This is a genomic window from Burkholderia paludis (genome assembly GCF_000732615.1).
Lineage (GTDB): Bacteria > Pseudomonadota > Gammaproteobacteria > Burkholderiales > Burkholderiaceae > Burkholderia > Burkholderia paludis.
Genome location: NZ_JPGL01000047.1, coordinates 11,921 through 27,237 on the forward strand (window position 1 = coordinate 11,921; position 15,317 = coordinate 27,237).

Sequence of the window (15,317 nt, forward strand, 5' to 3'; positions counted from 1 at the left end):
GTCTGGTTCTGATGGACAGGCGGCGCACTCAGCGCCGCGTCGCGAGCGACACGAGATCGAGATCGCCGCGCGCCGCGCGCGCCTCGAACGACGCGCCTTCGTCGCGGCCGTCCGGGGCGTCGCCGCATCCGCCGGCGCCGCCGCACGCACACGACGCTTCGGTCTTCACGCGCGGCAGGTAGTGGTTCGACGGCCGCGTGCCCCACTCGGGCATCAGCGCATAGCCGCCGCGCTCGCGGATCGCGCGCGACACGTCCGACTCGGGATCGTGCACGTCGCCGAACAGGCGCGCCGACGTCGGGCACGCGAGCACGCAGGCCGGCTTGCGGTCGCGTTCGGCGAGCGCCGGGTTGTCGATGCGATCCGCGCACAGCGTGCACTTCGTCATCTCCTTGCGCCCTTCGTCGAGCTCGCGCGCGCCGTACGGGCAGGCCCATGCGCAGTACTTGCAGCCGATGCACTTGTCGTAGTCGACCAGCACGATCCCGTCCGACTTGCGCTTGTAGCTCGCGCCGGTCGGACACACCGGCACGCACGGCGGATCCTCGCAGTGCAGGCACGACTTCGGGAAATGGATCGTGTCGGTCAGCGGGAACACGCCGGCCTCGTAGGTCTGCACGCGGTTGAAGAACGTGCCGGACGGATCGTCGTCGTACGGGCGCAGATCGGCGAGACTGCCGGCTTCGCCCGACGTGTTCCACTCCTTGCAGCTCGTCACGCAGGCATGGCAGCCGACGCACACGTTCAGGTCGATGACGAGGGCCATCTGGGTCATGGTTGCACTCCTTCGCTCAGCGTTCGTCGGGCTTCGGGCCGGCCGACGCGGCGCGCCGCAGCCGCGCGGCGAATGCGCCGGTTCCCGCGAAATACGCCTGCACGCGCTGCAGCACGCGCGGCGTGCCGGGCAGCGCGGGCATCGGCGCGAACTGCGGCAGCGTCGTCGCGGCGTCGGCCTCGGCCGGATAGATCCGCACCCGCACGTCGTACCAGCCGGCCTGCCCCGTCACCGGGTCCGAATTCGACACCCGCGCACCGGCGCGCGCCGCATCCGGCAGCTCGTCGGTGATCACGTGGTTGAGCAGGAAGCCGCGCTGCGATTCGCCCGCCTGCGGGCCGAGGTTCCATGCGCCGGCCGCCTTGCCGATCGCGTTCCACGTCCACACGGTGCCGGGCTCGACGGCCTCGCTGTAACGCGCGCGGCAACGCACCTTGCCCCACGGCGATTCGACGTAGATCCACGCGCCGTCGTCGATCCGTTGCGCGGCGGCCGTCACGGGGTTCACGAACAGGTGGTTCTCGCCGTGGATCTGCCGCAGCCACGCGTTCTGCGAATCCCACGAGTGATACATCGCCATCGGCCGCTGCGTGATCGCCGCGAGCGGATAGCGGCCCGCATCGGTCAGCCCGCTCTCGAGCGACGGATGCCAGAACGGCAGCGGATCGAAATGGCGCGCGATGCGCTCGCGCAGATGGTCGGGCGGCTGGCGGCCCGACGTGCGGCCCTGCGCGGCGAGCCGGAATTTCTGCATCACGTCCGAATAGAGCTGGATCACGATCGGCACGCCGAACTTGCGCATCCCGTTGTCGACCGCCCACTGCATGTACGGGCCATTGCAGTTGCGCATGTACTGCAGCGCCTCCGGCAGCCGGTGGTGGTACACGCAGTTGTTCTCCGCGTAGCGCTTCCACTGGTCGGGATTCGGCTCGCCGACGACGGCCCGGTCGCCGTCCTTGCCGCGCCAGCCGATCAGGAAGCCGGTGCCGGAGTCCGGCGCGGTCTGGAAATTGACGACGAAATCCGGATAGTCGCGGTACTTGCGCTGCCCGTCCGCCGTCGTGAAGGCCGGGAACTTCAGCCGGCTCGCGAGTTCGATCAGCACCTCCTGGAACGGCTTGCACTCGCCGGTCGGCGGCACCACCGGCACGCGCACCGAATCGACCGGCCCGTCGAACTCGGAGATCGGCCGGTCGAGCACCGACATCACGTCATGCCGTTCGAGATAGGTCGTGTCGGGCAGGATCAGGTCGGCGAACGCCGTCATCTCCGACGCGAACGCGTCGCACACGACGAGGAACGGGATCCGGTATTCGCCGTCGTCGCGCCTGTCGACCAGCATCTTGCGCACTTCCGTCGTGTTCATCGACGAATTCCACGCCATGTTGGCCATGAAGATCAGCAGCGTGTCGATCGGATAGGGATCGCCGCGCCACGCATTGGTGATCACCGAATGCATGAGCCCGTGCACCGCGAGCGGGTACTCCCACGAGAACGCCTTGTCGAGCCGCGCGGGCGTACCGTCCGGATGGACGAACAGGTCCTCGGGGCCCGCCGGCCAGCCGAGCGGGCCGGTGGCGAGCGGCGTGTTCGGCCGGATCTGGTCGGGATCGTTCGGCGGTTTCGCCGAGGGCGGCACCGCACGCGGATACGGCGTCTTGTGCCGGAACCCGCCCGGCCGGTCGATCGTGCCCAGCAGCGACATCAGCACCGCGAGCGCGCGGATCGTCTGGAAGCCGTTCGAATGCGCGGCGAGCCCGCGCATCGCATGAAACGCGATCGGCACGCCCTTCACCGTCGCATGGGTCTTGCCCCACGAATCGGTCCAGCGCACCGGCAGCTCGATCGCGTGCTCGCGCGCGACCGTCTCCATCTCGCGGGCCAGGCGGCGGATCGTGTCGGCCGCGATGCCGGTGATGTCGGCCGCCCATTCCGGCGTGCACGCGGCCACCTGTTCGCGCAGCAGCGTGAACGACGGCGCGACGGGCGTGCCGTCGTCGAGCGTGTAGCGGCCGTCGAGCGCCGGCTCGGCGCCCTCGGTGTGGTGCAGCACCGCGCGGTTCGTCCTGCGGTCCCACCACATCCGGTTCTGCGGATACAGCGGGTTGAGTTCCGGCGCGCCGGCGTCGCGCACGAACAGCCCGAACGTGTCGGCGCCGTCGCGCCGGTCGACCAGCTCGGCCGCGTTCGTGAAGCGCGACACGAATTCGACGTCGAATGCATCGCGCGCGATCAGCTCGTGCATCAGCGCCATGAACAGCGCGCCGTCGGTGCCGGGGCGGATCGGAATCCATTCGTCGGCGATCGCCGCGTAGCCGGTGCGCACCGGGTTGATCGCGATGAAGCGGCCGCCCGCGCGCTTGAACTTGCCGAGCGCGATCTTCAGCGGATTCGAATGATGATCCTCGGCGGTGCCGATCATGAAGAACAGCTTCGCGCGGTCGAGATCGGGACCGCCGAACTCCCAGAACGAGCCGCCGATCGTGTAGATCATCCCGGCCGCCATGTTCGCCGAGCAGAACCCGCCGTGCGCCGCATAGTTCGGTGTCCCGAACTGTTTCGCGAACAGGCCGGTCAGCGCCTGCATCTGGTCGCGGCCCGTAAACAACGCGAACCGCTTCGGGTCGGTCGCGCGCAGGTGCGCGAGGCGCTTTTCGAGCACGTCGAACGCGACCTCCCACGACACGGGCTCGAACTGCGCGTCGCCGCGCTCGGCGCCCGGCTTGCGCATCAGCGGCTGCGTGAGCCGCGCGGGCGAGTACTGCTTCATGATGCCCGACGAACCTTTCGCGCAGATGACGCCCTGGTTCAGCGGATGCTCCGGATTGCCGTCGATGTAGCGCACTTCGCCGTCGCGCAGGTGTACGCGGATGCCGCAGCGGCACGCGCACATGTAGCACGTCGTCGTCCTGACCTCGGCCTGCTCGTCGCGCTCGCGTGCCCGATGTTCCATCGTCTTCCTCGTTCGCGGGTGACGGCGCGCCCTGCCGGGGCGCGCCCGTGAATCGGTTCATCCATGCTATGCCGGCAGGCGGCCGATATAAAGTCGCATCCGCCGATCGGTCCTATCGGTCGGCCCGATAGTTGGCCGCCCCGCCATCGGCGCGCCGCCGCCCCCGCATGCGCGAAAGCCCGGCGCGCGCACCGGGCCTTCGGCGTCAGGCGCTGCCGCCCGTTACCGCGGCGGGTACGCCAGCAGTTCGCTGTCGTCCAGATGCTCGCGGCGGCCGCGGCGCGTCAGCCCGTATGCGACCACCAGCACGCCGAGGCTCGCGACGCCGAGCCACAGCGGCTTGCGCTGGTCCGGAATGAACGCCATGGCGACGAGGATGCCGATCATGCCGACGATCGCGACCCAGGTGAGGTACGGGTACGCCCACATCTTCACGCGCAGCTTGCCGGCGGCGACCGGGTCGAGGCGCTTGCGCAGGCGCAGTTGCGAGAACGCGATCAGCACGTACACGAACAGCGCGACGGTGCCGTACGAGTTGACGAGGAACGCGAAGACGGTGTCGGGCGACACGTACGACATCACGACCGACACGTAGCCGAACACCGTGCCGAGCAGGATCGCGCGCACCGGCACGCCGCGCTTGTTGACCTTCGCGAGCGCGGCCGGCGCGTCGCCGTGGCGGGTCAGCGCGAACAGCATCCGCGACGCCGCGTACAGCCCCGAGTTGAGCGCGGACAACACCGCCGTCAGCACGATCGCGTTCATCACGTTGGCGGCGGCGGGCAGGCCCATCGCTTCCAGCGCGCTGACGTACGGCGTGGCCATCTGGTGCGAATTCCACGGCACCAGCGCGACGACGAGCGCGACCGAGCCGACGTAGAACACCAGCACGCGCGTGATCACCGAGTTGGTGGCCTTCGCGACGGCCTTGGCCGGTTCCTTCGCCTCGGCCGCCGCGATCGTCACGATCTCGGCGCCGAAGTAGAACCCGGTGGCCGCGACCGCCCCGCTCATCACCGGCCCGATGCCGAGCGGCATGAAGCCGCCGTGGCCGAGCAGCGTGGGCAGCACCGCCGTGGTGTGCAGCGACGCGGGCCACAGGCCGAGCACGTAGAGGCCGCCGAGGAACAGGAACACGATGATCGCGCCGACCTTGATCGACGAGAACCAGAATTCGAACTCGCCGTAGCTGCCGACCGAAATCAGGTTCGTGAGCGTCAGCACGATCAGCAACGCGAGGCTGATGATCCAGGCCGGCGTATCGGGCAGCCAGAACTGGATCAGCTTGGCGCCCGCGACCGCCTCGAGCGCGACGACGATCACCCAGAAATACCAGTACATCCAGCCGGTCAGGAAGCCCGCCATCTTGCCGGGCCCGCGCCAGTTGCCGAACGCGAGCCGCGCGTATTCGTAGAACGAACCGACGGCCGGCATCGCGCACGCCATCTCGCCGAGCATCCGCATCACGAGCACGACCAGCCCGCCCGTGATCAGGAACGACAGGATCGCGGCCGGCCCGGTCTGCTGAATCACCACGCCGCTGCCGACGAACAGCCCGGCACCGATCACGCCGCCAAGCGCGATCATCGTCATGTGGCGCTGCTTGAGCCCACACTTGAGGTCACTCTGTTCCATCGAGGGTTGCATGTCTTCTCCATATCCAGTTGTCCGGCGCCGCCCGCGCGTCACCGTCGGGTGAACGCGAACGCAGCCGGCGACAGCGCGTGCAGGGCCGCAGCCCCGCCCGCACGGATTTGCGTTGCTGTTCTTGTATTGGGCGCCCCGGCGCGAGCGCGCCGCGCCGGGCGCCATGCACCGCGTTCAGGGTTTCTCGTCGTTCCTGAAATACGACAGGTAGAGCATCCGCTGCCCGAGCCGCCGGAACGGCGCGAACGGGTGGCCGGGCAACGGCGACGTGAAGATCGGCAGCGTCTGGCGTGCGCCCTTCCCCGCGATCCGTTCGGCCAGGCGGCGGCCGGCCTGCTGCGAGTACGACACGCCGTTGCCGCCGTAGCCGAGCGCGTAGTACACCGATTGCCGCGGATCGGGCTGGCACACGCGCGGCATCATGTCGTGGCTCACGTCGACCCAGCCCCACCATGAATAATCGATCTGCACGCCGCGCAGCGCGGGAAACTTGCGGGCCATCCCTTCCTTCAGCAATTCGAGGTGGCGCGGGTTCGGCGCGTCGTCGCCGGTGATCGCGCTGCGGCTGCCGATCTGCAGGCGGCGATCGGGCAGGAAGCGATAGTAGAAGCGCAGCGTGCGCGTATCGGTCAGCACCTGCGTGGTGCGCAGGTTGCACGCGTCGATCTCCGCGTCGGTGAGCGGGCGCGTGACCATCGAGTTCGACAGGATCGGCATCACCTTGCTGTGCAGCGACGGATGCAGCGTCTGCGCGGTATATGCGCCGGTCGCGATGCCGACCGCGCGGGCGCGCACCACGCCGCCGGGCGTGCGCAGGTGGTGCACGCCGTCGATCGTCTCGAAGCCGAGCACCGGGCTGCCCGTATGCACCTTCGCGCCCGCTTCGCGCGCGAGGCGCAGATAGCCGAACGCAAGCTTCAGCGCGTGGATGCCGATGCCTTCCGGCTCGTGCAGCGCGCCGGCCGCCTCGTGATCGTTGACGAATTCGCGCCGGAAGGTCTCCGCGCTCAGCAGTTCCGACGGATAGCCGAACACGTCCTTCCACACCTTCGCCTCGGCCGCGAGCTTCGCCATGATGCGCGGGCGATGCGCGATCAGGAAGTGGCCGCCCGGCTGCGGCTCGCAGTCGATTTCCGCCACGAGCGACTTGAAGTGCTCGAAGCCTTCGAGAATCTCGTCGTGCATCTTCAGCGCGACGTCCTTGCCCCAGCGCTCGATCCACTGCGAGCGCGACAGCCGTCCCGACGCGTTCTGCCCCTGCCCGCCATTGCGGCTGCTGCAGCCCCAGCTCGTGCGGTTGGCTTCGAGCACGACGGCCTTGATGCCGTGGTCGCGCGCCAGGCACAGCGCGGTCGCGAGGCCCGTGTAGCCGCCGCCGATGATCGCGACGTCCACGTCGAGATCGCGCGTGACGGGGCCGTCGTCCGGCGGCGGGCTGCCGGCCGTCGCGACCCAGTAGGTCGGCGCGTACTGCTTGCCGCACCCGGGGCCGGGCGACACCAGCGGGTCGTAGGTCGGGTCGTAACGCGTATCGCCCGGCCGGCCGCCGGCAAAGCCGCCCGCGGTGCGTTCGATGGAGGGGGTCGCCATGGTCAGCCCTCCGATACGGGCGTGCCTGCCGCGCCGCCGCGGGCGTGCGACGCGATTCGACCGGCTGATGCGGGGCGCGCGCTCGCCGCGCGCACGGATGCTGCCGACTGCCTGTTGGTCATGCCTGTCTCCTGATCGTTCTCTTCGGGTCGATCGTGTGCAGATGCTTCAATGCGGCGATCTGTCGAGGAAAGTGTAGGCAGGCCGTTTTTTGGCAGGTAGGGCCAGTGGGCCGGATTCGCTTGGACCAGCGCGCGACGCAAGCCGGCGGGCAGCGAAGGTCGCGCCGGGGCGCCGGCATCGCGAGGCGGCCGGGGCAGCCGGGGCAGCCGGGGACGGCCGATACCGTCCGACGCCGTGCCGCCCGTGCGGCGCATCACCACGCCAAGTCACATCGCGCGCACCGCCACGCCGGCCACGCTGCCGCGCTTCTCGATCGCCCGGACCGACACGATCGACAGGAGTGCAGACAACATCACGTAAACCCCGACGAGCCACGGCGCGCCGCCGTTCACGCGCAGCAGCGCGGTCGCGACGATCGGCGTGAGGCCGCTCGCGACGATGCCCGACACCTGGTAGACGAACGAGATGCCGGTGTAACGCACGTTCGCGTCGAACAGCTCCGCGAACAGCGCGGCCTCCGGCCCGTACGCCATCGCGTAGAAGATCCCGAACGGAATCACCAGCGCGAGCCACACGGCCGGCAGGTGCGTCGACTGCGTCTGCAACAGCCAGAACGCGGGCAGCACCGACAGCCCGCACAGCGTCGCGCCCCACCGGTACACGCGGGCGCGGCCGAGCCGGTCGGACAGGCCGCCGAACACCGGAATGAACACGCACATCACGACGGCCGCGCTCATCACGCCGAGCAGCGCGTCGCCGCGCGAGATCGCCAGGTTGCGCGTCATGTAGCCGATCGAGAACACCGCGAACACGTTGAAGAACACGCCGTCGATATAGCGCGCGCCCATCCCGAGCAGGATCGCCTGCCGGTAGTGGCCGAGCAGTTCGACGACCGGCAGCTTCGCGTCGCGCCGCTGGCGCTTGAGCGCGACGAACTCGGGCGTATCGGCCACGCGCGTGCGGATGTAGAAGCCCACCGCGACGAGCAGCAGCGACGCGGCGAACGCGACGCGCCAGCCCCATGCGAGGAACGCGGCGTCCGGCAACGCGCGCGACAGCGCCGCGACCACGCCGGCCGCGAGGCACAGCCCGATCGCGAGGCCGATCTGCGGCAGGCTCGCGTACAGCCCGCGCCGGTGCGGCGGCGCGTATTCGTAGGCCATCAGCACCGCGCCGCCCCATTCGCCGCCGAGGCCGATCCCCTGCAGCACGCGCAGCGTCAGCAGCAGCGCCGGCGCCCACATGCCGATCTGCGCATAGGTCGGCAGGAACGCGACGCCGGCCGTCGATACGCCCATGATCAGCATCGTCAGGATCAATGCGGACTTGCGCCCGACTCGGTCGCCGAGATGGCCGAACAGCAGGCCGCCGAGCGGCCGCGTGACGAAGCCGACCGCGAACGTCGCATACGCGAGCAGCGTCGACACGAACGCGTCGCCGACCGGGAAGTACTGCTTGTCGAACACGATGCCGGCGACCACGCCGTACAGGAAAAAGTCGTACCATTCGACGGTCGCGCCGATCACGCTGGCCGCGGCCACGCGTCGGACGACCCGGGAATCGATTGCCATGCGAGCTTCTCCAGGTAAGGATGCGCCGCAACCTGCCCCGGCGCCGTACCGGCGGGGGCGTCGAACAGCGCGCGGCGGCCGTCCGGGCGCAGGAGCACGGGCCGCGCGGGCGGATGCGGGGCCCGGCCCTACGCGACGGCCTCGACGGCCGGCGCGACGCCGCGGCCGCGATCGGCCTCGCGGGCGTCCTCGAGGATCATGTCGGACGCCTTCTCGGCGACCATCACGATCGGCACGTTGGTATTGCCCGACACGAGCGTCGGCATGATCGAGCCGTCGACCACGCGCAGCCCGCGCGTGCCGTACACGCGCAGCCGCGCGTCGACGACCGCGAGCGGATCGCTCGCGACGCCCATTTTCGCGGTGCCGGACGGATGGAAGATCGTCTGCCCGTATTCACGACAGAACTCGAGCAGCTCGTCATCCGTCTGCGCCGGCGCGCCGGGTCGCACCTCGCGCTTCATCAGCGGCGCCATCGGCTCGGCGGCCGCGACGCGCCGCGCGAAGCGCACGCCGGCCACGGTCGTGCGGCGGTCGCGCTCGGTGTCGAGATAATTCGGCCGGATCGACGGCGCGTCGCGCGCATCGCCGGAGCGAATCCGCACTGTGCCGCGCGATTCCGGCCGCAACTGGCAGATCGAGTACGTGCAGCCCGGAAACGGATGCACGCTGCCGCCCGCCGAATCGGCCGACAGCGTCGAGAAATGGAACTGGATGTCGGGCGTCGCCGATTCGTCCGGCAACGCGCGGCAGAACATCCCGCCCTGGTTGATGCCGATCGCGAGCGGGCCGCCGCGGAACAGCGCCCATTGCAGCCCCATCTTCGCGCGGCCGACCCACGAATGCAGCGCGTCGTTGGTCGTGATCGGCTTCGTCACTTCGTAGATCAGACGAATCTGCAGATGGTCCTGCAGGTTCTCGCCGACGCCCGCCCGATCGGCAACGACCGGAACCCCGTGGCGGTTCAGCCACGCGGCCGGCCCGACGCCCGACACCTGCAGCAGTTGCGGCGACTGCAGCGCGCCGGCCGCGAGGATCACCTCGCGCAGCGCGCGCACCTCCTGCACCTGGCCGTGCCGCACGTAGCGCACGCCGCACGCCTGCGCGCCGTCGTCGAACAGCACCTTCAGCGCCTGCGCGTCGGTTTCGACGTGCAGGTTCGGCCGCCCGCGCGCCGGCTTCAGGTACGCGACCGCCGTCGAGCAGCGCAGCCCGTTGCGCGTCGTGAGCTGGTAGTAACCCACGCCCTCCTGGTCGCCCGTGTTGAAATCGTCGACGGTGCGCACGCCGAGCCGGTTCGACGCGGCGACGAACGCATCGACCAGCTCGTGCCGCTGCCGGATCGCCGACGCCCACAGCGGGCCGCCGGTGCCGCGCGTCGGCCCGTCTCCGAGCGTGTTGTGTTCGAGCCTGCGGAAATACGGCAGGCACTCGCGCCAGCTCCAGCCGCGATTGCCGAGCACGGCCCAGTGGTCGTAATCCTGCTGCTGCCCGCGCACGTAAATCAGCCCGTTGATGGAACTGCAGCCGCCGAGCGTGCGGCCGCGCGGCCAGTACAGGCGGCGGTCGTGCATGTTCGGATCGGGATCGGTATGGAAGCCCCAGTTGTACACCGGGTCGAACATCGTCTTGCCATAACCGATCGGCACGTGGATCCACATGGAGCGATCGGCGGGGCCCGCCTCCAGCAGGCACACCGTGTGGCGGCCGCCGTCGGACAGCCGGTTGGCGAGGACGCAACCGGCCGATCCCGCGCCGACCACGACATAGTCGAAGCTGCGTGTCATTCGTGTCTCCGTTCCGGTGATGAAAAATCCGGTATGTTTCGTCCAAATTTATTGAGCACACGGAACGCGTACAAGCCGATTTATTGTCCACGCCGCGAATGTGGTACAAAAACCGTTCGATTCGTTTCATTTTCATCGCACACACCATCCCGGGACGCATCGCGATCCCCATGGAGGAGACCCATGCGCGAACCCGCCTCCGCGCCGTCCGATGGCGCGCCCGCCGACGACGCGCGCGTACTGCGCGCCCTCGCCGTGCTCGAAGCGCTCGCATCGGCCGGGCAGCCGTACACGCTGTCGCAGCTCGCCGCGCGGCTGCACATCCCGAAGGCGACGCTGCTGCGGCTGATCGAATCGCTCGAGGCGCGCGGCTACGTGATCCACATGCCCGACTCGCGCGGCCACGACCGCGCGATCGCGCTCGGGCCGCGCGCCGCGCAGTTCGCGCTCGCGGCGCTGTCGAACAACGCCTTCACGCGCGGCTGCCGCTCGGTGCTGCGCGCGCTCGTCGACGTGCTCGGCGAGACCTGCAACCTCACGGCACTCGACGGCGACACGGTGCTGTACGTCGAACGCGTGGAAACGGCCGAGCCGCTGCGGCTCGAAATGCGGCCCGGCATGCGCGTGCCGCTGCACTGCACGGCGAGCGGCAAGCTGTTCCTCGCGCAGTTGAATGCGCTCGAGCGCCACGCGATGCTCGCGCGGCTGACGCTGAAGAAGATGACCTACCGGACGCTGACCGACGCGCAATTGCTCGCGGCCGAACTCGACCGCCTCGCCGCGCGCGGCGTCGGGATCGACAACGAGGAGTTCGTGCGCGGGATGGTGGCCGTCGCGGTGCCGGTGAAGGATGCCGCGAGCGGCCGCCTGCTCGCGGCGCTCGCCGTGCATGCGCCGACCGCACGCGCGACGCTCAACGACCTGCTGGAGAACGTGCCGAAGATGCGCGACGCGGCCGCGCGGCTCGCGCCGCTGCTGCACGCGGGCGACGGCGCGCCGCCGGGCTGACGCGGACGAACGCGTTCAGGCGCTCAGGCGCTCATCCGTTCATGGGTTTCAGGCGTTCAGGCGCTCACGCCAGGTGGTAACGCAGCCAGAAAGTCTCGCGGCAGGCGTTGTCGAACGTGATCCGCGTCGGGCCGATCGGCTGCCCGTCGGGTTGACGGAGCACGTCATAGTCGATCCAGCATTCGGCGCACAGCAGATCGGACGGCGCGTGGTCCTGCTCGACCGAGCGACGCACGATCGCGCCGTTGTCGAAACGGTATTCGGTTTCGTCGCGCGTGACCTCGACGTCGTCGTCGGTCCAGCGGTCGTGCGAGGTGGCGTGCGACACGATCGACACGGGGCCCGCGAGCCCGTGGATCGCGGCGACGTAGGAGATGAGCTTGTCCATGGAGCGGCGGCGAACGGTTGGATGGCGCGCATCGCGCAACGCATGCTGCGCGATGCGGCCCGAGCGGCGAGTATAGCCGCGCGTCGAAGACCTTGCCGCCGGCGGGGTTTCGCGACGACCGGCGCTACGCCTCCAGCGCGAGCAGCGCGAAGGTCGCGAGCCAGTGCTCGCCCATGTAGTCGCCCGCCACGTGCGCGAGCGCGCCCGCGAGATGGCGGCCGGCCGCGTCGAGCAGCCTGGCGCGGCGGGCGTCGCCTTCCGGCAGCGCGCCGGCCAGCGCGCGCTGGCACCATGCGCGGCTCAGGTTCAGCCCGTCGAGGTGGGCGATCTTGCCGTCGCTGCGATCGCTGACCGTCGCCGGCTCGAACAGCGTCGCCGGCTCGCCGCGCGCGAGGTCGGGCAGGAAGCGCGCGAACCAGCCGTCGAATTCGGCGGACGGCAGCACGCGCCGCATCAGCTCGGCCTCCATCAGCGCGGGCGACAGGAATTCGTCGCCCGACGGCTCCCACGCCTGGCACGCGACATCGTTCAGGTGCCAGCGCTTCGCGGTATCGACGATCAGCGCCGCGAGCCCGTCGCGCTGCGTGTCGCGCGCGAAGTCGAGCGTGAGCGCCAGCGCGAACGCGGTGTTGAAGTGGGTGCCGACGCGCAGCGGATACGTCGCCTTCGGCAGGAAGGTCTCGAAGCGCGCCACGAACAGGTCGGTGAGCGGCGCCATCGTCTTCGCCCAGCGCGCCGCCTGCGGTCGCGTGCCCTTCAGCGCGAGCCGCTCGAGCTGCGCCGCGAGCGCGAGGAACCACGCCCAGCCGTACGGGCGCTCGAAGCCGCCGTTGTGCGGCAGCGCGAGATAGGCGCGCTCGCCGGCGACGTTCGCGTCGGTGAAGTGCGCATCGACGACGGCGACGATGCGCTCGGCTTCCGGCAAGGACGGGTAGCGTTCGAGCACGCGCAGCACGAGCCAGTAGCCGTGCACGCACGAGTGCCAGTCGTAGCTGCCGTAGAAGATCGGGTGCAGCGCGCGCGGCCCCTGCACGTCGTGCGGGCCGGCGAGCGAATGCGTGAGCTTGTTCGGATACTCGCGGGTCAGGTGTGCCAGCGCGAGCGACGCGAAGGTCGAGGCGAGTTCGGGCGTGAGTCGGTCGGTCATGGGCATCTCGTCAGAAGCGGAATACGAACGCGTACATCAGGAGCGTGTTCACGGCCAGCAGCAGCACGGCCGTCGGCCACTGCGCCTTGATCACGCCGTTCTTGTCCTTCAGCTCGAGCAGCGCCGCCGGCACGATGTTGAAGTTCGCGGCCATCGGCGTCATCAGCGTACCGCAGAAACCGCTCAGCATCCCGATCGCGCCGACGATCGCCGGGTTGCCGTGAAACTGGTGGACGATCAGCGGCAGGCCGATGCCGGCCGTCATCACCGGGAACGCGGCGAAGCCGTTGCCCATGATCATCGTGAACAGCGCCATGCCGACCGTGTAGGCGGCGACCACCGCGAACGGCGAATCGATCGGCACCCACGCCTTCACGAGCCCCGACACCACGCCGCCGACGCCCGCGACCGCGAACAGCGCGCCGAGCGCCGCGAGCATCTGCGGCAGGATCGCGGCCCAGCCGACCGCGTCCATCGTGTGGCGCGCGTCCTTCAGCGCATGCACGGGCGAATCGCGCAGCATCGCGAGCGCGACGGCGAACGCGACGAGCGTGCCGAGCACGAGCGAGATCAGCGTCACGCTCTTCGGGTCGACGAACGGCACCTGCTTCAGCGCGAACGTGCCGATCAGCGTGACGACCGGAATCAGCAGCGCGGGCAGGAACAGACGGTTGCCGAAGCGCTGCGCGAGCGTCTCGCGCCGCCCGGCCGCCGCCTCGCCGGCCTCCTCCGACCGGCCGCGCCCGAGCTTGCCGGTGCCGGCGATCACCGCGAGCGCGATCGCGAGGCAACCCGTCACGAAATGCGGCAGCCGCGCGCCGAACAGGAACGTCGCCGCGTAGATCGCCCAGAACGCGAAATTCACCACGCGGCGCGGGTTCGTGCGGTCCGTCAGGTTGAAGTACGCGAACGCCGCGAACATCAGCCCCGCGAGCGTGTACAGGGATTCGAGGCCGATCATCGCGCTCCCTCCTGCTTCCGCAGGCCGAAGCCGCGGGCCAGCCGGCGGTCGAGCAGCGCCAGCCGCGCGCAGTGGATCAGCAGCGCGGCGATCGCGGTCGGGATCGCCCACACCGACAGGTGCAGCGGCTCGATGGAAATTCCGTTCTGTTCGAGGAAGCCCTTGATCAGCAGGATCGACTGGATCGCGATGAAGATGTCCTCGCCGAAGAACACGGCGATGTTGTCGACGCCCGACGCATGCGCGCGGATCTGCTGGCGCACCGACTCGGGCAACTCGCCGTGCCGGTTGACGGCGGCGGCCTCGGCCATCGGCGCGATCAGCGGCCGCACCATCTGCGCGTGGCCGCCGAGCGACGTGAGGCCCAGCGCGGCCGTCACCTGGCGCAGCACGAAGTACAGCATCAGCACGCGGCCCGTGGTCGCCGCCTGCACGCGCGAGATCATCCGCTTCGCCTGCTCCTTGAGGCCGTTGCGCTCGAGCAGCGCGATCACCGGCAGCGTCAGCCAGATGAGCCCCATGTAGCGGTTCTCGGTGAACGCCTTGCCGAACGCGCTGACGATGTCGACGAGATTCAGCCCGCCCGCCAGCCCCGTCGCGAGCCCCGCGACCGTGACCACCAGCAGCGCATTGAAGCGCAGCGCAAAACCGATCACGACGATCGGCACCCCAATCAGCACCAGCATTGCTCCTCCTTGTGTCGAACCCGCGGCGCCCGGACACCGCGCCGCCGGCCCGGTATCGACCGGGCTCGGACGGCAAAATCTAACACGAGACTTTATCGATAAAAAGTCGACAAATTACCGACTCGGGTAAACGTTGAAACGCGCGCATGCTGCGTCGGGCCGCGAGCTGCCCGCGTTTCGTCGGAGGAATCGGCGGCCGGCAGGCCGCAGTGGGTGCGTTGGGTGCGTTGGGCGCGGCAGGCGATGTCCCGCGACAGCGCCATGCTCGCGCGGGGCCCGCGCGCGTGGCGCGGCCCCGGAGCGCCGACTAAACTGGAAAGCATCGGCAACGTACGGGAGAGCCGCCATGATTGACGTATTCCAGACCATCGGCAGCCGCGCGTTCTCCGCTCATCTGGCGAAGGACGGGATGGTGACGCTGATGGAGCAACGCCACGAGGTCGACCGCGTGACGCTGGCGACCGCCTATGCCGCGCTCGTCGAGGAAGCCGAGGCGGAAGCCGACCTGCTCGACGCGACGGTCGAAGGGATGATGCGCGCGCTGATCCAGGGGTACGCGCGCAGCCATTGACGGCGCGGCCGCGCCCGCGAAGCGCGGCCGGTTTCCGCCGGGGACTGCCGAAGTCGGCGCCGGCGCCGGGCCGACACGGCGGATCAGCCGTACCTCCCCCGTCCCGCCGG

Annotated in this window: 12 protein-coding genes; 2 read left to right on the forward strand and 10 right to left on the reverse strand. The window is 69.7% G+C overall.

The window, feature by feature from the left end:
- Nucleotides 1–28 precede the first annotated feature (28 nt).
- From GQ56_RS0125645 to GQ56_RS0125675, 6 genes are all read right to left on the reverse strand, one after another.
- Nucleotides 29–775 carry a 4Fe-4S dicluster domain-containing protein gene (locus tag GQ56_RS0125645; RefSeq protein WP_031401362.1) on the reverse strand — a complete coding sequence of 249 codons (747 nt, stop codon included), beginning with the start codon at nt 773–775 and terminating at the stop codon, nt 29–31.
- A 16-nt stretch (nt 776–791) separates the two neighbouring features.
- Entirely contained in the window at nt 792–3,728 is a 2,937-nt protein-coding gene (locus GQ56_RS0125650) for a molybdopterin oxidoreductase family protein (RefSeq protein WP_031401363.1), read from the reverse strand.
- Between the two features lie 222 nt (nt 3,729–3,950).
- Entirely contained in the window at nt 3,951–5,375 is a 1,425-nt protein-coding gene (locus GQ56_RS0125655; protein ID WP_031401364.1) for an amino acid permease, read from the reverse strand.
- Nucleotides 5,376–5,549: 174 nt separating this feature from the next.
- A complete protein-coding gene (locus GQ56_RS0125660; protein ID WP_031401365.1) occupies nt 5,550–6,965 on the reverse strand; it encodes an NAD(P)/FAD-dependent oxidoreductase in 1,416 nt (471 codons plus the stop codon).
- Nucleotides 6,966–7,354: 389 nt separating this feature from the next.
- Nucleotides 7,355–8,659, reverse strand: a complete 1,305-nt coding sequence (locus GQ56_RS0125665) for an MFS transporter (RefSeq protein WP_031401366.1) — start codon at nt 8,657–8,659, stop codon at nt 7,355–7,357.
- 128 nt (nt 8,660–8,787) lie between these two features.
- A complete protein-coding gene (locus GQ56_RS0125675; RefSeq protein ID WP_031401367.1) occupies nt 8,788–10,446 on the reverse strand; it encodes a GMC family oxidoreductase in 1,659 nt (552 codons plus the stop codon).
- Nucleotides 10,447–10,629: 183 nt separating this feature from the next.
- Here GQ56_RS0125675 and GQ56_RS0125680 point away from each other — a divergent pair, with 183 nt between their 5' ends.
- Complete coding sequence (locus GQ56_RS0125680) at nt 10,630–11,454, forward strand: IclR family transcriptional regulator (RefSeq protein WP_031401368.1); 825 nt, start codon at nt 10,630–10,632, stop codon at nt 11,452–11,454.
- 64 nt (nt 11,455–11,518) lie between these two features.
- Here the strand turns inward: GQ56_RS0125680 and GQ56_RS0125685 are convergent, their stop codons facing one another.
- The 4 genes from GQ56_RS0125685 to GQ56_RS0125700 all read right to left on the reverse strand — a co-directional run bounded on the left by GQ56_RS0125685 (nt 11,519) and on the right by GQ56_RS0125700 (nt 14,636).
- Entirely contained in the window at nt 11,519–11,842 is a 324-nt protein-coding gene (locus GQ56_RS0125685) for a hypothetical protein (protein WP_031401369.1), read from the reverse strand.
- Nucleotides 11,843–11,966: 124 nt separating this feature from the next.
- Complete coding sequence (locus GQ56_RS0125690; protein WP_031401370.1) at nt 11,967–12,989, reverse strand: DUF2891 domain-containing protein; 1,023 nt, start codon at nt 12,987–12,989, stop codon at nt 11,967–11,969.
- A 10-nt stretch (nt 12,990–12,999) separates the two neighbouring features.
- Nucleotides 13,000–13,950, reverse strand: coding sequence for a DUF979 domain-containing protein (locus GQ56_RS0125695; protein ID WP_031401371.1), 951 nt, complete (start codon nt 13,948–13,950; stop codon nt 13,000–13,002).
- The gene (locus tag GQ56_RS0125700) at nt 13,947–14,636 is read right to left on the reverse strand and encodes a DUF969 domain-containing protein (protein WP_031401372.1); all 690 of its coding nucleotides are present in this window, start codon (nt 14,634–14,636) and stop codon (nt 13,947–13,949) included. Before GQ56_RS0125700 ends, GQ56_RS0125695 begins: the two co-directional genes overlap by 4 nt.
- A 346-nt stretch (nt 14,637–14,982) precedes the next feature.
- On the opposite strand from GQ56_RS0125700, the gene GQ56_RS0125705 reads away from it, so the two are divergent.
- Nucleotides 14,983–15,207: a hypothetical protein gene (locus tag GQ56_RS0125705; RefSeq protein ID WP_031401373.1), complete on the forward strand. Its 225-nt coding sequence runs from the start codon at nt 14,983–14,985 to the stop codon at nt 15,205–15,207.
- The last annotated feature ends 110 nt before the right edge of the window (nt 15,208–15,317 follow it).